This is a genomic window from Vibrio sp. 10N.286.49.B3, from assembly GCF_002873395.1.
Classification (GTDB): domain Bacteria; phylum Pseudomonadota; class Gammaproteobacteria; order Enterobacterales; family Vibrionaceae; genus Vibrio.
Map to the genome: position 1 here is coordinate 109,327 of NZ_MCUV01000013.1, position 21,999 is coordinate 131,325.

Below are 21,999 nucleotides of genomic sequence, written 5' to 3' on the forward strand. Positions count from 1 at the left end.
CCCTATTCAAAGAAAAGATAAAAGTGGGACAGCATAATAATAGATAGGTATGTTTTCTTTTTTGCTTATCCTATGAATAGAGAATAGAGAATAGAGAATAGAGAATAGAGAATAGAGAATAGAGAATAGATATTCAATGAAATTGTTCACCTGTCGCTCATTTGTGATGTAAATAAAAATTTACAATAAACGACATGCATATCAAATTATCTGATTGTAATTTAACCACTTTAACCGGTAATTATTTTATTAATGCCAATTTAATGCATTTATATGTATTTTACAGTGTTTTGTTCTATCAATTAACTAAAAATAAAGCTAAATGAGATGGTTTTTATAAGATTTATAAAAATATAAGCATCTGATTATTATGGTTTAATGTTTTTATATTGCGTTTTTGTGATGTTTTATATTTTTTTATGCAACTTTTTCGACTTAGTGGATTACAGTTTGAATCACTTGTTAAGCAGGCGTGACAACACAACTTTTTAGGTATGCCGTTTCGTTATGGTCTCTATCTTTTATTAGCAACTCATTGTTTGATTTGCCACCTTGTTTAATAGCACACACAACACCGCTCTATTATGGATAATATAATGAACAAGAATTTATTAGCTCTAGCTATTTCTGCAGCTGCATTTGGTACTCAAGTTTCTGCTGTTGAACTTTACAACCAAGACGGCAACACTTTCTCTATTGGTGGTCACCTAACTGGCGCACTAACTGCTTCTGAAAGCGCAGATGCTTCAGTTACTGCTGTTTCTCCACGTGTGAACATCAATGCTACGCACCAAGTAAACGACCAAATCACAGTTGATACTCGCGCAGAGTGGAGCATCAACATGCTAGAGGGCGGCGATAACGCACTATCTACTCGTCTAGGTTACGTTGGCGCTACTCATGAAGATCTAGGTCGCGTTGTTGTTGGTACTCAGTGGGCACCTTACTACAATGCAGCTGGTGTTGCCGATCTACCAATCGCTTACGCTAACAACTTCATCTACGACAATGCTGGTAAACTAGGTACTGGTCGTGGCGATAAAATGGTTTCTTACAGCAATGCACAATCTTTTGGTGAAGCGGGCGAACTAGCATACGCACTTGCATGGCAAGGTGATGCTAATATTAAAGAAGATAAGACAATTGTAGAATCGTACGGTGACCGTGCTCAAATCGCACTGAACTACTACATTGCTGATTTCTCTGTAAACTACGCATTCAACACTGGTGATGTTAATTACCAAAACGTTTCTGGTGGTTCTGTTACAGCACAATCTAACCTAGTAAGTGCTTCTTACGGCTCTTACGGTCAAGAAGATAACGTATACGTTTCTGCTGTGATCGCAATGAACGACTACATGAACGTTTATTCTGATGAAGCTCTTAAAGATACAACGGGCTACGAAGCTCTAGCTGCTTACGTTGTTAACGGTGTTAACTTAAGCGTTCACTTCGAATCTGTAGTTGATAACGATAGCGATGAAACTGTATTCGCTAAAACAGCACTACAAGCTGAATACAACTTCACACCTAAGTTTGTTGGCTTTGCTGGTTACCAATTCGATCACCAAGGTTCTGGCGATTACAAAGAATCTAGCGACAACTCTTGGATGGTCGGTGGCCGTTTCTACCTATAATTGTTTGATGGTTTGAGTTAATACTCAGGCGTTAGATAATTACCGAATGCTAAAACCCACTCATAGAGTGGGTTTTTTGATCTTAACCCTGTGAATTTCATCATATTGACGTTTAATTCAGGTAAAATAGCGGCTTTGTTTTGTTAAAACCAAGGATTGGCTAATGACGGTAATTCGTGTTGATAATCGACCACTCACTCCCAGTAAAATCGTCTGTGTAGGACGTAACTATCTCGATCATATTAAAGAGCTTAATAATGCCATTCCCGATCGTATGGTGCTGTTTAATAAACCTCACACTTCTATCTCAGAGTCATTATTGGCTTATCATCAACAACCGCTGCATTATGAAGCGGAAATTTGCTTTGTCGTTGAAGGCGGGCAGTTAACTGCCGTTGGATTAGGGTTAGATCTCACTAAACGTCAATTACAAAGTGAATTAAAAGCGAAAGGGCTTCCTTGGGAGCGAGCGAAAGCGTTTGATGGTTCTGCTGTGCTAAGTCGTTTCATCACTCTTGATAACCTTGATATATCACAACTGAACTTAGAGCTATTTATTAACTGTGTCAGAGTACAATGTGGTCATATTGAACAAATGATTTACTCTCCCCAGCAGATTCTAGATGAGTTAGCCACCTATACCACACTATGCGATGGTGATGTGATCATGACAGGTACGCCAAAAGGGGTGGGTGAAGTGCATCGTGGTGATATCTTTTTAGGTCGCTTAAAGTGCGCGGATAAAACATTGATTGAGATAGAGTGGCAGGCTAAATAGTTGAATGAATGGCATTAGTGGCATTTAAGTAGCTTTATATAGCTTGATTGCTAAAGAAGATAGAGAATAACGAGTGGATTTGTTAATATCGCTAGTATATTATCCTTCGTTTTTCTCTAAGTGCTGTAGTGTTATGATCGATCTCTCCATTTTACCTGTTTATTTGACCGCCGTGGTCGCTTTACTCCTTTTACCTGGTCCAGATATGCTGCTCATTGCTAGCTCAAGCATTAGTTATGGGCGCAAAGTGGGTATTTTTGCTAGCCTTGGTAATGCGACGTCAGGAATTATCTTAACGCTATTAGCGGCATTAGGTGTTTCAGCCTTGATTGCGATGAGTCCATTGGCGTTGAAAGCATTGCACTTACTCGGCGGTGGCTACTTATTGAAAATGGGTTGGGACTGTTTACGCGCCCAGGCAGAAGAAGCGCCAGAGCTCAATGACACCTCTGCTATGGCCAGTCGATTTTATCAACGCGCCTTAATCAGTAACTTACTCAACCCAAAAGCATTAGTCTTTTTTGTGATGTTCTTGCCGCAATTTGTGTCGACCAATATAGCGGCAACCTCTGGCGAACAGATGTTAGTGCTGGGTTTAATGTTAAATGTGTTAGGTTTGTTATTTAACTTTATCCTCGTAGCGCTTGTTGGTTCTTTAGGCAAGTCACTCGTTGATAATGTTCAGTTTAGAACCTATCAACATAAATTTATGGGTGGCATTTTTGTCCTGCTTTCAATTTGGATGTTGAGCTCATTTTTCAGTTAAAACAGTACACTATAATAAAGTAGTCGGTATCGTTACGCTGATTAAAAAGCGTTGATAAACTGGCTGCTTTTATTTGTTTTTACCTTCTATTATCTTTCTTACTCACTTCCTATTTTACCTTCATCATTTTTTATACCGCTCTCTTATACGTGATCCCTTGAACATTTTGCATCCAACAACTAGCCTTTGTTAACACAAATGTAACAAAGGGTTTGCGTGGATGTGCGGAATAAAGGAGAGAGCTTTGAAAAGTTTACTACCCCTACTTTTGTCATTATTGTCCGTGAGTCATTCAGGTCCTGCACGCGCAGAAGAATTAAAACTGAATATGACCCAAGGCGTGACACAAATTAGTGAGCAGGTTTATCAACTGCATATGCTGATCTTTTATATTTGTTGCGCCATTGCCTTTGTTGTTTTCGGTGTCATGTTTTACTCCATTGTTAAGCATCGACAATCAAAAGGGGCAGTAGCCGCTCATTTTCATGAAAGTACCAAAGTTGAAATTATTTGGACGATCATCCCGATCTTAATTTTGATCGCTATGGCGATCCCAGCCACTAAGACCTTAATTGCAATGGAAGATAGCTCGCAGTCGGACCTCACCATCAAAATTACCGGGTCACAATGGAAGTGGCACTATGAGTACTTCGATCAAGAAATTGAATTTTATAGCTTGTTAGCTACTAGTTCACAGCAAATTGAGGGCGGTGAGCAAAAAGGGGCGTATTATCTATTGGAAGTTGATAATCCATTAGTCGTTCCGATTAACCGCAAAATTCGCTTCTTAATGACCTCCGATGATGTCATTCACTCTTGGTGGGTGCCGGATTTTGCCGTGAAAAAAGATACCATCCCCGGATTTATTAATGAAGCCTGGACCAAAATAGATCACCCCGGTGTCTATCGAGGCCAGTGTGCAGAGTTATGTGGGCGTGCGCATGGATTTATGCCCATCGTTGTTCAAGCTCTACCTGAAGATGAATATGATAAATGGCTCACTGATAAGAAACTTGAGCAAGCCGAAAAACAGCAGCAAGCACAAGCCGCATTATCACAATCTTTATCAATGGATGAGTTGATGCAGCGAGGGGAAAAAGTTTATTTAGAGCGCTGCGCTGTTTGTCATCAAACGAATGGTGAAGGGATTCCAGGTGCTTTTCCTGCCATTAAAGGAAGTGTTGTGGCGTTAGGTGAGCAAGACGCGCACTTAGATGTGGTGGTCAACGGACGCTCAGGTACTGCAATGCAAGCGTTTGTGAATCAACTTTCTGAAGAAGAGCTTGCTGCCGTTATTACTTATCAGAGGAATGCATGGGGTAATGAGGTTGGCGACATGATTCAAGCTGCAGATGTGAATGCATTTAAAGCGCAAAAGAATGCACAGGAAGATGAATAATGAAAAATACCGTGAGCGATAAAGAGGCACAAGCATCCGTAACGGGTGCAGATCATCAACACGCTTTACCGAGTGGATTTCGTCGTTGGGTCTTTTCAACTAACCATAAAGACATTGGGACTTTATACCTTTGGTTCAGTTTATTAATGTTTTTCACTGGTGGTGCGATGGCAATGGTGATTCGAGCTGAGTTGTTTCAGCCTGGGTTACAGCTTGTAGAGCCAGACTTTTTTAATCAAATGACCACCGTTCATGGGTTAGTCATGGTATTTGGTGCGGTGATGCCTGCTTTCACGGGGCTAGCTAACTGGATGATCCCTATGATGATTGGTGCTCCAGACATGGCACTACCGAGAATGAATAACTTAAGCTTTTGGATTCTCCCTTTTGCTTTTCTTATTCTTATTGGTTCGTTATTTACGCCAGCAGGTGGTCCAAACTTTGGCTGGACGTTTTATGCACCGCTTTCGACAACCTATGGTCCCGATAGTACGGCACTGTTTGTTTTTTCTGTGCATATTATGGGGATCAGTTCGATCATGGGGGCGATCAACGTCATTGTGACCATCTTCAATATGCGTGCGCCCGGTATGACATGGATGAAGATGCCAATGTTTGTCTGGACATGGTTAATTACCGCTTTCTTACTCATTGCGGTAATGCCCGTACTCGCTGGTGCCGTTACCATGGTGTTAACAGATAAGTACTTTGGAACCAGTTTCTTTGATGCTGCAGGTGGGGGGGATCCTGTGATGTTCCAGCATATCTTCTGGTTCTTTGGACACCCTGAAGTCTATATCATGATTTTACCTTCTTTTGGCATCATATCGGCAATTATCCCTGCATTTAGTGGCAAGAAACTCTTTGGTTATCACTCTATGGTTTATGCGACATGCAGCATTGCTTTACTGTCGTTTTTAGTTTGGGCGCACCACATGTTTACCACTGGAATGCCCGTCTTTGCTGAGCTGTTTTTCATGTATTGCACCATGTTAATTGCCGTACCTACAGGGGTTAAAGTTTTTAATTGGGTCGCAACAATGTGGCGTGGAGCTCTGACATTTGAAACGCCGATGCTGTTTGCGATTGCCTTTATTGTCCTCTTTACCATAGGTGGTCTTTCTGGTCTGATGCTGGCGATTGTACCGGCTGACTTTCAATACCATGATACTTACTTTGTGGTTGCGCACTTTCATTATGTATTAGTGACTGGAGCTGTGTTCTCTATCATGGCGGCTGCCTATTATTGGTTACCGAAGTGGACGGGTCATATGTACGATCAGAGATTGAGCTTATGGCATTTCTGGTGCTCGGTGATCTCGGTTAACATTCTCTTCTTTCCTATGCACTTTTTAGGCTTGGCAGGCATGCCTCGGCGAATTCCAGACTATGCCATCCAATTTGCCGATGTGAATCAAATCGTTTCAATCGGTGGCTTTGCATTTGGTTTGTCTCAACTGATCTTTTTATACCTAGTGATTAAGTGTGTTAAGCAGGGAGAAAAAGCCGAAGCTAAACCGTGGGATAGGGCAGAAGGTCTTGAATGGACAGTGCCAAGTCCAGCGCCTTACCATACGTTTGATACTCCTCCGAAAGTAGATTAGGTATCAGTATGGATAAATTTAGCCCACTCTCTGATAAAGAGAAAAAATCGCACCGATCCTTAACACGTTGGTTATGCTTGCTTGTGGTGTTGATGTTTGGCTTTGGCTTCGCACTTGTGCCTCTGTATGACATTATGTGCGATGCATTAGGTATTAATGGTAAGACCAATTCACAAGCCGTTGTATTACCTGATGCATTGACCGTTGATACCTCAAGGACGGTGAAGGTCGAATTCATGGCCCATATCACACCTAACTTGCCATGGCGGTTTGAACCCGAAGTGACCACGATGAATGTCCATCCTGGAGAGGTTATTCGTACGGCTTATATTGCTAAAAACCTTTCTACACAAGCGTTAGTGGGTCAAGCTGTGCCTTCGGTTTCTCCCGGATTAGCGGCGAGTCATTTTAATAAAATAGAGTGCTTTTGTTTTAATCAGCAGCCCCTAACCGCAAATGGGCAAGCTGAAATGCCGTTGATTTTTTATATTGAGCCTAACCTCCCTGATTCCATCCAAACACTGACTCTCTCTTATACTTTGTACAATATTACAGAGTCAGTTAACCACAAAGAAGAAGTGACAAATCTACCTTCAACACCTGCAATTACGTTGAATAAGAATCGATCGAATAAGGAAAATAACCATGAGTGAAAAGCCTGAACGATATTTTGTTCCAAGTGATAGTCATTGGCCTATTATTGGTGCCGTTGCTCTGTTTCTTATCGCTGTAGGTGCGGGTGTCACCGTGCAATATTTAGAAAGTGGTGGCATGGGTAGCAGTGTAGGGAAAGTGACTTTAGGGCTAGGGTTTGTCGTTCTACTTTATATGCTTTCTGGCTGGTTAAGTAATGTGGTTACAGAGTCATTAGCAGGACTGTATTCAGAACAAATTTCCCGCTCTTTTCGCCACGGTATGAGCTGGTTTATTTTTTCAGAAGTGATGTTTTTTGGTGCTTTTTTCGGTGCTTTATTTTATGTCAGAATGTTTGCTGTACCTTGGCTTGGTGGTGCTGATAATAATGTGATGACACATGAAGTACTATGGCCTAGTTTTGAGGCAATTTGGCCACTAACTTTAACGCCAGATGGTACTTCAACTCAAGCAATGTCATGGATTGGATTACCGTTAAAAAATACCATGATTTTACTGCTCTCATCGGTCACCTTACATTTTGCGCATATTAGCCTAGAAAAGAATAAGCGTATTGCTCTCATTGTATGGCTAGAGATCACTATTATTCTTGCGCTGTTTTTTCTATATTTCCAAGCAGAAGAGTATATCCATGCGTATCAAGAAATGGGCTTAACCCTCCAGTCTGGCATTTACGGTAATACTTTCTTTATGCTGACGGGCTTTCATGGTTTGCATGTGGCACTAGGGACACTTTTTTTGATGGTGTTATTAGCGCGCATTGCCTATGACCACTTCTCCCCGAGTAACCACTTTGCTTTCCAAGCAGGTAGTTGGTATTGGCACTTTGTCGATGTGGTATGGCTCTGCCTGTTCCTGTTTGTCTATGTTATTTAACGCGATGTTCAGTTTATTCTTGGCGTTATTTTCTAGGTTTCGCTAGTAGGGGCGCGGGTTAGGCGTTATCCAACCCATTAAAAGAGCAATAAAAACAAGACTGATAATAAGGGTAGAGAAGAGTAGTCGTTTGCCTAAAAAATGTGTCATGGATTTACCGTCGGAATTGGTCGACATCATTTGAAATAGCGCCCTTACAAGGTTGAACATGATAAAGAGCACAAATAAAACTAATGCGCATTTAAAGAGGAATATAAGCGCCATAATGACTCCTAAAGGTGAGGTTGATAGGTGGCAATATTTTAAAAATGGCCTTGGTATCCTCTTAACTGTGGTGTTATTTGCAGCATTGGTCAACTTAGGTCTATGGCAAATGGAGCGTGGTGATGAAAAGCAGGCCATTGAAACAGCATTAAGCCAGCGTAATCAACAACCTTATCAGCCATTAGGGTCTATTATTAATTTAGGTTCTGAACTGTCAGGTAATGCAGTAAAGCGTGGGGAAGATTGGTTTAATATCATGGGGCGAAAAGTCTCCACGACAACGGTGAAATACGATGATCAGCAAGGGCAATCACTTTATCTTTTAGATAATCAAATTTATGCAGGTCAAGTGGGTTACCTTGCCTATCAGTTAACAATAGTCACTATAAAATCAATTCAATATGGCTTATTGGTTGAATTGGGGTTTATAGTTGCGGGCAAAGATCGACGTGTGCTGCCATTGGTACAAGAGGTGGATTTATCAACGCTTACTGGCAAGTTGTACGCGAGATTAGAGAACCCAATGAGCCATGATTTGATGTTAGAACAAACGGCACCGTTACGAATACAAAACCTAAACACAGTGCAATTATCCGACTATTTAGATCTCAATATATTACCGGTGTATTTACAGCCAGATAACCTAGTTGATCCCTTGTATCCATTACCAGAAAAAGCTTTACCGATGACAGCAAACAAGCATTATGGCTATGCTTTCCAGTGGTTCACTATGGCCGTTGTCTTTTTGGTTTTGGTGGTGATATTGATAGGAAAAATCATCAAAGGGCGCAGTCATTCAAGGAGCTAAAATGGAAAAAAAGGTATGGAGAGGGCGAGCAATACTGTGTCTCTTAGTATTAATATTTGCTTTACCTGCACTGATTGCCAAGGTTATTTTAGATAATCAGTGGTATCAATCTGGCGTGACAAATAAAGGTCAACTGATTGAGCCTACGGTGAGTTATCACTCTTTAGGGATGAGTAACCCAAGAGAGGAGCAAAGTTGGCAAGTGGCTTATGTTTTACCTTCATCGTGTCAGCAATTTTGTCAGCAGCAAATTCACCTGTTAGCTCAGAGTATTACCGCTTTGGGGCAGTATCAGCAACGCGTTGATCTTGTACTGTTTACCCGTGAAGAAAATAGCCTTTATCCGGCTTTATCGAGTTACGCTCCCCCTGTTTTTATCGACTCTCCTTTATTTTCTCAGCAGGTAAAGCCTTTTGAGTCGGTCATTATTGATCCGCTTGGTCAACTAGTGATGCGTTACCCTAAAGTGAGTGAGGATATATTAGTTAAACAAAGTAAGGGGCTACTATCCGATCTGCGTAAATTAATTAAGCTTTCTCGAGTGGGGTAGAAGTATGTCATCAGATTCTATTGGTCGAATTAAAACCTTAACCAAGTATACAATTCTGTTAACCATTACGGTCATTATGTTGGGGGCTTATACTCGTTTATCTGACGCTGGGCTTGGTTGTCCTGACTGGCCTGGGTGTTATGGGCAATTAGTCGTGCCAACTCAAGAAGCGCAAATTAATCAAGCGATGCGCCTATTCCCTAATCACACTATAGAACCGAATAAAGCCTGGTTGGAGATGATACATAGGTATGTTGCTGGTGCTCTAGGGCTGTGTGTTTTTGCGATTGCGCTGATGTGTCTGTTTACCCGCCAAGTACCTAAAAAATTGCCACTGTTTTTACTGATATTAGTGATAGGTCAGGCGATGTTAGGGATGTGGACGGTCACCATGAAATTAATGCCGATTGTGGTGATGGGGCATTTACTTGGTGGCTTTAGCTTATTATCGCTATTGGTACTTTTATATCAGCGGCTTAATTTTCAAGCGCAACCTTTTAGTCAAATACGGCGAGCAAGCTTAGTGCGTTTTGTTGCCGCGCTCGCCCTGTGTGTTTTGATTATACAGGTCATGTTAGGAGGGTGGACATCGGCTAACTACGCCGCGTTAATGTGTACCGCACTGCCTTTTTGTGAAGGTGATTGGCAGCAATACCTCGATTTTTCTAACGCATTTCAATGGTCGCATCAAAATATCGAAAGTTATGAATTTGGCGTTTTAGACTATCCAGCAAGAATGACGATCCACGTCAGTCATCGAGTGGGTGCGCTGGTTACGGCGTGTATTGTCATGCTGCTTGCCGCTCAATTATTACTGCAAGATAACGTACGCCTGAAAAGGGTCGCAATCGGACTGATATTTCTTTTAGGTATTCAAATTCTGCTAGGTATCAGTAATGTGGTTTTCCAACTGCCTCTAGCTATTGCCGTTTTACATAATATTGGTGCTGCTCTGTTGTTAGCTAATCTTGTTTATACCAACTATATCGTTTGGCAATTTCGCCCCGAACTATGCACGAAAGGAGTTTATACATGAGTAAACTAGTATCTTGTACTGACAATGCTTCTTTGTCGTCAACGTGGCGTATTTATTTGACTTTGACCAAGCCAAAAGTGGTTGCGCTTATGTTGTTAACGGCGTTAGTGGGCATGTGCCTAGCGACGCCGGGTGCACTCCCTTGGCAGGCAAGTATATTAGGGTTAAGCGGAATAGGCTTGATGGCAGCATCCGCAGCAGCATTTAACCATCTCATTGATCGTCGCATTGATGGCATTATGGCAAGAACCTATCGCAGACCACTGCCATCGGGTGATGTACAAGCGATGCGAGTGTTTTGGTTTGCTTCAAGTATCGGTATTTTAGGGTTCGCTATTTTATATATGTGGGTTAATGCACTGACGGCTTGGTTAACGCTGGCAAGTTTAATGGGCTATGCGGTGGTGTATACCTTATATTTAAAGCGTGCTACGCCACAAAATATTGTTATTGCCGGTATTGCTGGAGCGATGCCACCTCTGCTTGGTTGGACCGCTGTGACTAATGAGTTGCACTCCTATGCATGGTTACTCGTGATGATCATTTTTATTTGGACTCCACCTCACTTTTGGGCGTTGGCGATTCACCGTAAAGATGATTATGCAAAAGCCGATATTCCTATGCTGCCGGTAACACATGGCGTTGAGTACACCAAAACCTCTATTCTGCTTTACACCATACTGCTAGCGATTGTGTGTATCTTGCCTGTTCTTGTTGGTATGAGCGGTTTAATTTATCTCTTATCTGCTATCGTATTAAGCTTTGGCTTTATTGTTCATGCGTGGCGATTAAAGTACTCAGCACAAGAAAATAGCGCAATCGAAACATTCAAATTTTCAATCTACCACTTGATGCTGTTGTTTATGGCTTTGCTGGTGGATCATTATGTTATCGTAACTTAATGGTGACTTAAGCGCTTAAACAAAGAAAGCCACTTTTGAACATCAAAGGTGGCTTTTGTGGTTTTTATGCTAGCTATGATAGCGGGATTACATTAACCATTTCCACCAAATGAAAATAGCTAAGAAACCGAATAAATAAGTAAGACCAACCAAAGAGAGTGCTTTTAATTTCGTTCCCATTTGTAGCGATGCCGGAAGCGAGGTTTTAGTGACTAGAATATAGTTCAATAAAGCAAATACTGGTGTGGTTACAAAGGCCATAATCATTGCAAAATTCAACATTGGCATCAAAGATGAAGTAAAAAAGGCAATAATCGAAATAGCGAGCACTGACGTTATAATCACCCACGCTTGGTAGTATTTCGGTTGCTCTAAGGGTTTTTTCTGTAATAACAATTGAGCTTCGGCAACAGCACGAGAATAACCATCAATAACCGTAATGGTACTACCAAAAATACAGAAGAAAGCGATAACAGCAATAAGGTAACGTGACCATTCACCAATGGTTGAAGCATAGATGCTGATCAATTGGTGAGTAAAGCCAGTACCTGATGCGGCTAACTCTGTACCTGAACCATGTAATACCAATGAACCCAGAGCTAAGAAGACAATCGCTAACAATGCCGTAGCAATATACCCGACATTAAAATCAAATAAAGCAGATTGAGCCGTGACGACTTGCTTTTTTTTCTGACTTTTTAGCCACATTGACGTCAAACATGAGATTTCAATGGGTGCCGGCATCCAACCCATAGTTACCACCACAAATCCGATCGCCGCTAGAGACCATACCGAAGGTGCTTGGTAATCAGCAGGTGCAACACTACCATTAGAAAATGCGATAGTAACCGCAATTAAGGTAGTTACCGTTAATACTGCCATGATGGTTTTTGCTAACGAATCTAACGCTTTATAGTGACCAGCAAACAGAATAGTGATGCATGTAGCTAAAACGATAAATGATAAAGCGGTCAGTGATAGGTCAAAGGGTAAGAAGTAGCCTAATAAACTCGCACTAAAAATCAGTAGCGCAGCACTGTTCACAACCCCTGAAATAGCGCTTAATAGGGTGAATACCCACAAATAAGGCTTACCTAACTTATCATAACCTTGAATTAAACTTTCACCTGTCCCCATTGTGTATTGAACGCTGGCTCTAAAAAAAGGGTATTTCAATAAATTAACCACAAGGATCAGCGCGAGTAATTGCCAACCATAAATGGCGCCTGCTTTTGTTGAAGCGACAAGGTGAGAGCCACCAACAGCTGCCGCTGCCATCATAATACCAGGACCTAATGAACCAATGATATGCTTAATACCTAATGTCGGTTTTTCGGGGCTTTGCTGTAACGAGTTTTCCATATTCAATCCTTGCTTAGGTATAGTTTTAGCGACTTGAAAGCTATTTTTGATTCAAATGAGTACTTTTCTATTCTTGGTCTATTTCCGCAGGTTTTTAACATGGACGCAATAGCTAAAAAATGGTCACACATGACTAATAAATTATTATTCTGCCTATAAGGTTTAAATTGAATTTTTATGCTATTTGTTACTTTTATTACATAAGGTATTTACTGCAAAGTTATCAAAAAAAAGTGCGAGTTAATTTTAACTAAGCTACCATTAGCCTCTTTTTATAGTAAATATGGATATTATGGCAGTGCAGCAACGCGTTATACTTCTTTTGACTCTCAGTTTAATGAGTTTCATTCCCACTTTATCTTATGCTGCCGAGCCGAACTGGTTGCGATCTTTCATCACTAATGAGCACCTATCGTTAAACGAGATTAAGCAGCAAGCGGATTTGTTTGACTGTGGACTTGAAGATGAGGATATACAATTTTGTAGTGATGAAGTTAACTACTATACAACAGCGGTATTTGCTCAGTTATGGGTAGAGAATAATAGCGTTAATGAGCTTATGTTGACTCGAGACTTTTCTATGACAAGTTATTCGAACTTACAGTTGAGTTTGCGCAGAGATGGCTACCAGATAGAAACGGTTACCATGAATGGTCATCTATTTGATGTAAAAGATAAATTGTCAAAAAATACAATAATGGATGTAGATAAAGAATTGATTATATTTTTAAACTCTCAACCGATAACACAAGAAAAAAGGCTGACTTGGTCTAAAAAGTTCAAAAACAAAGATGAAGTATTAATCGGCAAGGTTATCTTTGAGAGTAATAAGGACGGTATTACGCTGCATTTTATTCATTCTGCTAAGAGATAAGAGATAAGAGATAAGAGATAAGAGATAAGAGATAAGAGATAAACCAGCAGATTAGACCTGCTGGTTATGATCACAATGAAATGGTCTTTATTCTGTTCTATCTGCTAGGTAAGAAGCATAATCAGGAATTTCAATCACGCATTCTTGCTTTATTAAAGAAGACGCAAATAGGAAGTTAGCCGTTGCTCGGTTGGTTGCAACTGGAATATTCCATACGCTTACGATACGTAGTAATGCTTTTACATCAGGGTCATGTGGAACCGCATTCAGTGGATCCCAGAAGAAAACAAGAATATCAATTTTCCCTTCACAAATAAGCGCACCTAATTGTTGGTCTCCGCCCATTGGACCGCTCAGTAGGTTTTTAATCGCAAGACCTGTTTTTTTGCTAAGCATCGTTCCAGTCGTACCTGTTGCATAAAGAAAGTGGCTTTGTAGCTTTTCTTTATTTTCTTCAACCCAGCGCAGTAGTTCTGGCTTATGGTGATCGTGAGCAACAAGTGCGATATTTTTATTAGCAGGCATGGTGCGAGTTGTTTTTTTCATTCTGACGTTCCTAGTGCAGAGCATTCTTTATGGGGAATGCTAATTATTTCATTTAATTTCAGTTATTAATAACACGATGGCTGATTTTTTCAATCGTACTCACATTAAAAATAGGTCGATAGCCCGAGGGTGATAAAGAATTGGTGATGATGTTTTTTTCCAGTGTTGTCGGCGTTAATGATTTAACCTCTAATGTGATTGGGTTTTGATACGTTTCATTGCGTAAATAATGCGCAGCTTGAATGATGGCTAAGCGACCTTGCTTGACCATTTGATCGCTGGGCGCAAATTCCACCTTATTACGCAGTAGACCTCGGTAAACACCGTGACTGAAGTAGGTCGCAACTAAGCCGATATCAGCAGATTTTTTTGCGGTGCGTAATTCACTAATTGCCACCTCAATAGCAACCGCCCCTCCAACGACATACTTTAAGTCTGGCAAGTGGATAAATTCTTGTAAAATATTACGTTGTAGCTCTTTATCATTATCAGCCCATTGGCTTTGTATCACCTTGATATCACTGTTTTTGATTGCATCATGAAAACCTTGAATGGTTGGTTTAGTACCACCACTTGATTGCGGTCCAGGTAATAAAACAATATTGGTTATGCCACTGCCTTTTGGGTGCCTGTCAGCTAAATATTGTCCAGATTTAAAACCCATTAAATACCAATCAACACCAATAACGCCTTTAAGTTGCTGGATACTTTCACCAGCGAGTTCTAAATCATTAACGGCAGAAAATAGCGGTATATCACCAATGAGTTCTGACAGTTGATCATTATAAAGCTGTGGGTCAACGGTACCTAAAATAATGGCATCAGCTTGCCACTGTCGGCATAGCTTAAGTTGCTTTATTTGCTTATCTTTATTTGGGTAGCCACCTGCTTCGAGTACTCGTAGTTCTACGCCTTGTTGCTTAGCTTCCGATACCATTCCATAATTAACGGATAACCAATAAGAATCTTTCAAGTGTGGATAGAGAGCGCAAATTTTAGCGGGTGCTTTTTTTATGACATAAGGGCTTTTTATGACATAGGGATTAGCGATTACATGCGGGCTCTCTGTGGCGTATGCAGAAGAGAAAAGTGAACCAACACTTTGCCATAAACAAAGAGAGAGTAGTGTTGTACGTACTAGCAAAGCTGTGAGATTTGACATGAAACCCATTAAATTAATCAGTAAACACTGCAAAATATAGCGTATTCTTGCTGGGTTAAGAAGCTTAGTACGTATTGAACAGGTATTTAAGGTGAACCTTCATGTTATTAGCAACCGCAAGTATTGGTCGCAAACTTCTGCTTTCCTTTTTGGTTATGGCTGTTTTAGTGCTCTTGTCAGCCGTTATTGGTGTATCAGGTTTTTCATTTGTGGCTAAGACGGAAAGTAATGTTGTCAACTCTGCGTTACCTGCAATGATAGAAGCTCGCCAGGTATCAGAACTAAGTTCTCGAATCATCTCCTCAGTACAGACTTTAAGTAACGTTAAGACAGAAGAGCAAAGACAAGCGTCAGGCAAAGATCTATTTAATAAACTCAATGCGTTATTAACCCATATACAAGCATTAGGTTCAGATTCTTTTGATGAAAATCTACTAAATAGCTTAGAAAGTACGGTGCAGCAAGTTATTGATAATATAGCGGAATTAGGGTTAGGTGTTGAAAGTAAATTGATGCTCGAGAACCGTGTTTATTCGCAAGTCGAAGCGATGCGTACGTTTAGTGTCGAACTTGAGCAATTAACGCGTACTCAAGTTTTAAATACCAGTACGATTGCCGTTGCCAATATCACTCATATTTATGACTTATTAGAAGAAAATAACATTGAGGACTCTTATCAAGCACTGGATGCTCTGATTGAAGTAGATCTTGATTTATCCGATCGTCTGCATGAATTGCACCTATTAGCATTTAAGATCTTGAATATTATCGAAGAAGCGAAAACGGTGACGGATTTAGATCGTATCAAGCAGCTAGAAGCGAATTTTTCGAGTAACTTAACCATTATGTCTCGCCGTATTCACTCTGTTGAAGATCCCACGCGATCGCAACAAATGACTGCATTATTAGCAGAACTAGACCAGCGTCAGAATTTATTTGATCTCTTACGACAAAGAGTGAATAACAGCCTTCAATCGCAATCATTGATGCAAAAAACATTGAGTTTATTTGCGCAACTCAATAGAACCGTAACGCAATTAATTGAATCATCGAACCAGTCGACCAATAAAGCGGTGAATGAACTAAGTACAACGCTTAATTATGCGCAGTGGTCTCTAGGGGTTATCTCGATTATTGGCTTACTCATTACTGCTTTTATTATCTGGAAGGTGGTATACCTTTCTGTGGTCAAACGCTTAACCGAGTATTCACACGCACTGTTGGCGGTGGCTGGTGGCGATCTATCTATCAATATTAATGCTAAAGGTCATGATGAGTTAGCGAATATGGGGCGAGCGATTATGACAGCGAGAAATACCGCTCGATCGCTTAAAGTGGTCGCTGAAAGGGAAGCGCAAGCCAAGTCGGAATTAGAAATGCATAAAGGGCAGTTAGAAGAGCTCGTTGCAGAGCGGACACATCAATTGCAACTGACGAATCAGCGTTTAAATATTGAAGTTGAAAACCATGCTAAGGCACAGTTAGAAGCTGAACAAGCAAACCGTGCAAAATCTGCCTTTCTTGCCACAATGAGCCATGAAATTCGCACCCCAATGAATGGGGTATTAGGAACAGCAAGGCTTCTTCAAGAGAGTGGGCTTGATGAGCAGCAAAATCAGTATGCTGAGATCATCAATCGCAGTGGTAAAAATTTATTAGCGATACTTAATGATGTATTAGATTATTCAAAAATTGAAGCTGGACACATTGAAATTCGAACTTTGCCTTTTGATTTAGCCACGCGAGTCGCTGATAGTTTTGAGCTTATGCAGGGGCGCGCAAACGAGAAAAGTATTGAGCTCAATTACTTTATTGAAAGTGATGTTAATCCACACTGCTTAGGTGATGGTGTTCGGCTTTCGCAGGTACTTAATAACTTGATTAGTAATGCGATAAAGTTCACTGAACAGGGCAGTATTGATCTCTATGTCAGTTTAGATACCCGCTTTCAAGAAAATGTTGAACAAGGTGCGACTCAGCAGGTGTTATTTGAAGTATCTGATACAGGTATAGGGCTTGATGAACAAGAGTTAGGCTGCATATTTGATGCGTTTATTCAAGCGGTTGGAGGGATAAACTCAACAGGAGGTACAGGGTTAGGTCTCGCTATTTGCCAGCATATTATTGAGGCTCTAGGCGGTGAAATTGGTGTTGATTCTGTTAAACATGAAGGTAGCCGATTTTGGTTTTCTGTGCCATTACAGCAATCACAGGAAGTATCAGATGTCATAGTAATGGCATTACCTAAAGCAGAAAAAAGCAAATATCGAGCGAAGGTTTTGTTAGTTGAAGACAACCCAATTAATAGTCTTGTTGCTGAAGGTTTTTTGCAGAATTTAAATCATCAGACTGTGATCGCTGAGAATATTGATCAGGCTCTACATCTCTTCTCTCAACAGGACTTTGATATAGCCCTATTGGACATCCACCTACCTGATGGCAGTGGTATTGATTTATTGCATCAGTTGAAAGCACAAGAGGAAGCGCGAGGTGTGTCCGTTGTCACGCCTATGATTGCAGTATCGGCACATGTTTTTGCTGAGGATGTTCAGCGATATTTAGCGATGGGCTTTGATGGATTTTTACCTAAACCGTTAGAGAAAGAGGCATTAGATGATCAGATTCAAGCGGCATTAAAAGAGAGAGTTCATTTAGGTAAAGCACTACAGCTCGATCAAAATCTTCCCAGCAAGGCAGGCAATGAACTTAATCAACTGAAATCCTTGACTAAACCGACAGGAAGAACCGTGCCCTCCATTGATGAAAAATGGATTAACCCCGATGTTATTCGCCAAGATGTAAAAATATTAGGCATTGAAAAAGTAAGTTTTATCGTCGATCTATTTGTACAAACTAGCCAAGAGATTGAGTTGCAATTAAAGCAAGCTGAGGAGGAGAAGGCTGCCGATACCATTGTCGAATTAGCTCACAAATTAAAAGGATCGGCAGGAAGTTTGGGGTTAAATTACCTATCTGAACTCTGTTTTGATCTGGAAGTTGCTGTTGATCCTTTAGCTCACTTAACTCAATCAAAAGAGGCACTATCTAATGCTATTATTGACTCAAGTGAGCAACTTAAGGACTTATTAACCCAGCTACCTTAAAGTCGGTTAACGGTTCTCAAAACGGTTGTAATCAAGTAGACCAGCTTCAATAGGTTGGTCATTTTGATACCATTGATGGACTCGGTCACTAAAAGACCAGAAATCACTATCACTTCGGCGCACAGCAAAGGCATCTAAAATATCAATGTAATCTTGCTCCGTCGCTAGTTTTTCTAGCATGACGACAAGTTTAGCAATGTCTTTTTCTTGTACCTGTAAAAAGGCTTCTGGGTAACTACCGACAACGCCTCTGACAATAGTTAGGTCATCATTTTGGTAGTCTCTATTTTTATCTTCACTAAACAAACTCGATATATTGCTATGAGCATTGTTATGCAAAATAGTAAATAATTGCTCAGTACCCGATTCAGGCTTGATCATCATAATGATATTTTGTGGTACATGAATTAATCCCGTACCTTTTATCTTATCTATCTGTTTTAAAAGCGCTTCATTATTTTCACTTAAACCTGTATTGGTGATGCGATAGCGATGGTTGAGCACTGGTTGTACCTTCGCTTTTAACTGATCGAGCAATTCAGATTTCGGATCATTGGTTTTGTATATCACTTGTGTTGGCTGATTAAACGGTTCAACGTTACGCTGCAGAAATTGACTCAGCTGTGGGTGTTGATTTTGGTACCAGCTTGAGTGCTCTTTATGGCGTATGTCTTTTGGTAATAGCGATAAGAAATTACTCTCTCCCTCTAAGCGTAAAAAGTCCATAAACATCCGTGTGACCAACTGGTGTCCAAAGTTGCCATAAACATCAAAGCCAGCCACAAGTAGGTAATGGATGCGTTCAAGTAGGGCGTAGTCTAGAACCCATGCCGTTTTTGGTTTTTCCCCCACCAAGCCTTGAACAACAGATGCGCTGTCAAAGTGCCTAAAAATAGTTAAAGCAGCATTTGGATTGGTACCATTGCCTGTCCATATTAAGTTCGTATCTAAATTTGCACCATTTTTAAACTCTTGATTAGTAAACTCAGATTTAGCTTCTAAGTAGCGTCCTTGTTGGCGAGAATAGCGCGCCCATGTTGTTATGGGTAACACATTACTTTTTAATTCGCCTGGTAACTTAAGGTTATCGGCTTGTGATTGATAAAAGGCACTGACCTCTGGTATATCCGTTTTATCTGGATCAAGAAAGAATACCCAAAAGCGATCATTGATAACATTGAGTGCCAATTGACCGCGACAAACAGGACCCTTGATATAAGCCATCACTGTATTTTGGGCATTATCGAGCATGAATTTAAAACGTGATTTAACCGGAAGATCAATGAATGCGGTCATCGGATTAGCTGAAACATGCACGTTATAACTTGGTAGTGCCGTTACCTCATACGTTTCTTTTATAAACCATTGATTCCAGTTACTTAGTATGGTTTGGTTTAGTGCAAAAGGCATATGGGTCTTATCAACAATTGTGCCTAGCTCTGGAATTAAACGGTAGTAAACACGCTCAACATTAGGGTCATCATAAGGTCGGCGTGTTGCAATTCTTTTAACGGGCTCACCAGGGGGGGTTACAGAGCGAACTAATGCGAAAAAGCGCGGTGTTTTATTATTGTTGTTGGTGAGTTCCGAAAAATAGAGATGAGAAAGAAAGAGGTGTTCATAGATGTAGCGCGAGGCTAACTGGTTTTTTAGTGCGTCTTGATTTAAAAAGCTTTCAAACAAGGCAATATTACTTGTTTCATTCGTTGTTAATGGCTGAGGCGTATTCATTTTTGCCCCAGTTTGCAGCCAATTCATGAGCGTTGCATACTCTTGGTCCGCCAGATTTGGCATCCCATAGGGCATTCCCCAAGTTGGGTAGTCTTTTTCATATTGATCATATTCATCCATGGTTGGACATTGCTGAACACGATCAATTGCAAAATCAAAACCTTCTAGCTGAACTTGATCTGGAAGAGGATGGTTCTTCTTCTGCATTAATAAACGTGCAATTAACCCTGCCTCAATATTGGCTTGGGGTGTTTGGTCGCGTTCATTTAAAACAGGATAGAAACCAGATTGCCGCCACTCTTCAGTTAGTTGAGCATCTTCAAATAGTCGTGTTGGCGCTGTCGCGGTTAGTCGTGTTCCTTGGTAAATCCTATTTTTACTTGCCCCACGATCAATACCGTCAGGCGAGGACATTTTTAGTTGGCAGGGCGCATCGTAGCAAGCATGGCAAACGACGCAGCGCTTATCAATGATGGGCTTTACTTCATTGAGGAAATGACTTGCTGCTGCAGTTGAAGGCGTTGCTTGCCTTTCTCGAACTTGCTCTTTGCCGAAAAGTTGATCGTAATTTAAGCCAGCATAAGTGGCACAACCAGAAAAGAGAACGATGAATACGAGTAGAAGACGTTGTTTTAAAATCATAATGCAGCCTTTTAAGAGTTATTCTGGAATTAAAGCAAAGATGTAACATTTCGCAATTAATGTTGACCTTTTTGTTAGTCAATGTTGCTCATTTCGATGTATTTATATCATGTATTTTAGGTTGTAAACTTTCAATAAATATAAGATCTTATGATTATTTTTTACAATTGGAGCTTATTTGTTGTAACATACCTTAACATTGGCGCTGGTTGCTTAGTGCGCTACATGTGAAAAATACTTGTTGAAATTATACATAAGTTAATGAATTAATAAGGATATTAATATGCGTAACCTTGTATCATCATCACTAATACTTGCCTGTTCATCTTTTGCTATGAACGCCTCTGCAAGCGAGTGTGGAACGGTCACTATTGCTGATATGAATTGGAACTCAGCCACTTTGATCGCCAATATTGACCGCTTTATACTCGAACACGGCTTTGATTGCGATGCCGAACTGGTTCCTGGCGATACTATGCCGACAGGGACTTCAATGGTTGAAAAAGGTCAGCCAGATCTTGCTCCTGAATTTTGGAGTAATTCAATGAAAGAAGCACTCGATAAGGGTGTGGCAGAAGGGCGTATCCGTTATGCTGGAAAGACCTTATCTGAAGGTGGAGAAGAGGGTTTTTGGGTTCCAGCTTATATGGTTGAAAAAGATCCGTCTTTAGCCACAATTGAAGGTATTAAAGCAAACGCTAAGCTATTTACACATCCAGAAGACCCATCTAAGTCAGCATTTATGGGTTGCCCAGCGGGTTGGAATTGCCAAATATCATCTAGCCAGTTATTTAATGCTATGAAACTTGCGGATTCAGGTTTTGAACTGCTTGATCCAGGCTCTGGTGCGGGTCTTACCGGCTCTATAGCAAAAGCATATGAACGAGAAGAGGCATGGTTTGGTTACTACTGGGCACCAACCTCGGTGTTGGGTAAATACGATATGGTGAAAGTGGACTTTGGCTCTGGTACCGATAAAGAGCATTATGAAGAATGTATCACTCAAATTGACTGTTTAGAGCCAAAAGCGACAATGTACCCACCTTCAGCCGTAGACTCGGTTGTCACAGAGGATTTTGCTCAACGATCTCCAGAGGCAATCACTTACCTTGCTGCGCGTTCGTTTACTAATGGTCAAATGAATGAATTACTTGCTTGGATGGAAGATGAACAAGCTGATGGTGAATATTCAGTTGAACACTTCTTAACGAACTATGAAGACACATGGTCTAAATGGGTCGATTCAGCAACAGCGAGTAAAATAAAGAAAGCTCTATCAGAAATTTAATTTTTATCTATTAAGC

General features: G+C 40.6%; 19 protein-coding genes. 14 read left to right on the plus strand and 5 right to left on the minus strand.

Annotated elements, in window-relative coordinates:
* Positions 1-596: 596 nt before the first annotated feature.
* The 7 genes from BCU68_RS07315 to BCU68_RS07345 all read left to right on the plus strand — a co-directional run bounded on the left by BCU68_RS07315 (position 597) and on the right by BCU68_RS07345 (position 7,714).
* Positions 597-1,637, plus strand: a complete 1,041-nt coding sequence (locus BCU68_RS07315) for a porin (protein ID WP_102564134.1) — start codon at positions 597-599, stop codon at positions 1,635-1,637.
* 163 nt (positions 1,638-1,800) lie between these two features.
* A complete protein-coding gene (locus tag BCU68_RS07320) occupies positions 1,801-2,415 on the plus strand; it encodes a fumarylacetoacetate hydrolase family protein (protein WP_102564135.1) in 615 nt (204 codons plus the stop codon).
* Between the two features lie 133 nt (positions 2,416-2,548).
* A complete protein-coding gene (locus BCU68_RS07325) occupies positions 2,549-3,181 on the plus strand; it encodes a LysE family translocator (RefSeq protein ID WP_102564136.1) in 633 nt (210 codons plus the stop codon).
* Between the two features lie 220 nt (positions 3,182-3,401).
* A complete protein-coding gene (gene coxB, locus BCU68_RS07330) occupies positions 3,402-4,580 on the plus strand; it encodes a cytochrome c oxidase subunit II (RefSeq protein WP_102564137.1) in 1,179 nt (392 codons plus the stop codon).
* The gene (gene ctaD, locus BCU68_RS07335) at positions 4,580-6,184 is read left to right on the plus strand and encodes a cytochrome c oxidase subunit I (RefSeq protein ID WP_102564138.1); all 1,605 of its coding nucleotides are present in this window, start codon (positions 4,580-4,582) and stop codon (positions 6,182-6,184) included. Before coxB ends, ctaD begins: the two co-directional genes overlap by 1 nt.
* Positions 6,185-6,192: 8 nt before the next feature.
* On the plus strand, positions 6,193-6,837 hold the full coding sequence (locus BCU68_RS07340) for a cytochrome c oxidase assembly protein (protein WP_102564139.1): 645 nt from the start codon (positions 6,193-6,195) through the stop codon (positions 6,835-6,837).
* Entirely contained in the window at positions 6,830-7,714 is an 885-nt protein-coding gene (locus BCU68_RS07345; RefSeq protein WP_102564140.1) for a cytochrome c oxidase subunit 3, read from the plus strand. The genes BCU68_RS07340 and BCU68_RS07345 overlap by 8 nt, the downstream gene beginning before the upstream one ends.
* A gap of 42 nt (positions 7,715-7,756) precedes the next feature.
* Here BCU68_RS07345 and BCU68_RS07350 read toward each other — a convergent pair whose 3' ends face one another.
* The gene (locus tag BCU68_RS07350) at positions 7,757-7,978 is read right to left on the minus strand and encodes a DUF2909 domain-containing protein (RefSeq protein WP_102564209.1); all 222 of its coding nucleotides are present in this window, start codon (positions 7,976-7,978) and stop codon (positions 7,757-7,759) included.
* A gap of 1 nt (position 7,979) precedes the next feature.
* On the opposite strand from BCU68_RS07350, the gene BCU68_RS07355 reads away from it, so the two are divergent.
* From BCU68_RS07355 to cyoE, 4 genes are read left to right on the plus strand one after another with little or no spacing between them, the layout of a single operon-like run.
* Positions 7,980-8,786, plus strand: a complete 807-nt coding sequence (locus BCU68_RS07355) for an SURF1 family protein (protein ID WP_157935180.1) — start codon at positions 7,980-7,982, stop codon at positions 8,784-8,786.
* Position 8,787: 1 nt separating this feature from the next.
* Positions 8,788-9,336, plus strand: coding sequence for a hypothetical protein (locus tag BCU68_RS07360; RefSeq protein WP_102564142.1), 549 nt, complete (start codon positions 8,788-8,790; stop codon positions 9,334-9,336).
* 4 nt (positions 9,337-9,340) lie between these two features.
* Complete coding sequence (locus BCU68_RS07365; RefSeq protein WP_102564143.1) at positions 9,341-10,372, plus strand: COX15/CtaA family protein; 1,032 nt, start codon at positions 9,341-9,343, stop codon at positions 10,370-10,372.
* A complete protein-coding gene (gene cyoE / locus BCU68_RS07370; protein ID WP_102564144.1) occupies positions 10,369-11,274 on the plus strand; it encodes a heme o synthase in 906 nt (301 codons plus the stop codon). Before BCU68_RS07365 ends, cyoE begins: the two co-directional genes overlap by 4 nt.
* Before the next feature lie 87 nt (positions 11,275-11,361).
* On the opposite strand, the gene BCU68_RS07375 is transcribed toward cyoE, so the two are convergent.
* On the minus strand, positions 11,362-12,636 hold the full coding sequence (locus tag BCU68_RS07375) for an Nramp family divalent metal transporter (protein WP_102564145.1): 1,275 nt from the start codon (positions 12,634-12,636) through the stop codon (positions 11,362-11,364).
* 292 nt (positions 12,637-12,928) lie between these two features.
* On the opposite strand from BCU68_RS07375, the gene BCU68_RS07380 reads away from it, so the two are divergent.
* Positions 12,929-13,510 (plus strand): hypothetical protein, encoded by a 582-nt coding sequence (locus BCU68_RS07380; protein ID WP_102564146.1) that lies wholly within the window; start codon positions 12,929-12,931, stop codon positions 13,508-13,510.
* An 87-nt stretch (positions 13,511-13,597) separates the two neighbouring features.
* Here the strand turns inward: BCU68_RS07380 and BCU68_RS07385 are convergent, their stop codons facing one another.
* Both BCU68_RS07385 and torT read right to left on the minus strand, forming a co-directional pair.
* Positions 13,598-14,056 carry a methylglyoxal synthase gene (locus BCU68_RS07385; protein ID WP_102564147.1) on the minus strand — a complete coding sequence of 153 codons (459 nt, stop codon included), beginning with the start codon at positions 14,054-14,056 and terminating at the stop codon, positions 13,598-13,600.
* Between the two features lie 58 nt (positions 14,057-14,114).
* Entirely contained in the window at positions 14,115-15,218 is a 1,104-nt protein-coding gene (torT, locus tag BCU68_RS07390; protein WP_102564210.1) for a TMAO reductase system periplasmic protein TorT, read from the minus strand.
* A gap of 101 nt (positions 15,219-15,319) precedes the next feature.
* Between torT and torS the strand changes: the two genes are divergently transcribed.
* On the plus strand, positions 15,320-18,322 hold the full coding sequence (gene torS / locus BCU68_RS07395) for a TMAO reductase system sensor histidine kinase/response regulator TorS (protein ID WP_102564148.1): 3,003 nt from the start codon (positions 15,320-15,322) through the stop codon (positions 18,320-18,322).
* Between the two features lie 6 nt (positions 18,323-18,328).
* On the opposite strand, the gene BCU68_RS07400 is transcribed toward torS, so the two are convergent.
* The gene (locus BCU68_RS07400; RefSeq protein WP_102564149.1) at positions 18,329-20,695 is read right to left on the minus strand and encodes a fatty acid cis/trans isomerase; all 2,367 of its coding nucleotides are present in this window, start codon (positions 20,693-20,695) and stop codon (positions 18,329-18,331) included.
* 283 nt (positions 20,696-20,978) lie between these two features.
* On the opposite strand from BCU68_RS07400, the gene BCU68_RS07405 reads away from it, so the two are divergent.
* Entirely contained in the window at positions 20,979-21,983 is a 1,005-nt protein-coding gene (locus BCU68_RS07405; protein WP_102564150.1) for an ABC transporter substrate-binding protein, read from the plus strand.
* Positions 21,984-21,999 lie beyond the last annotated feature (16 nt).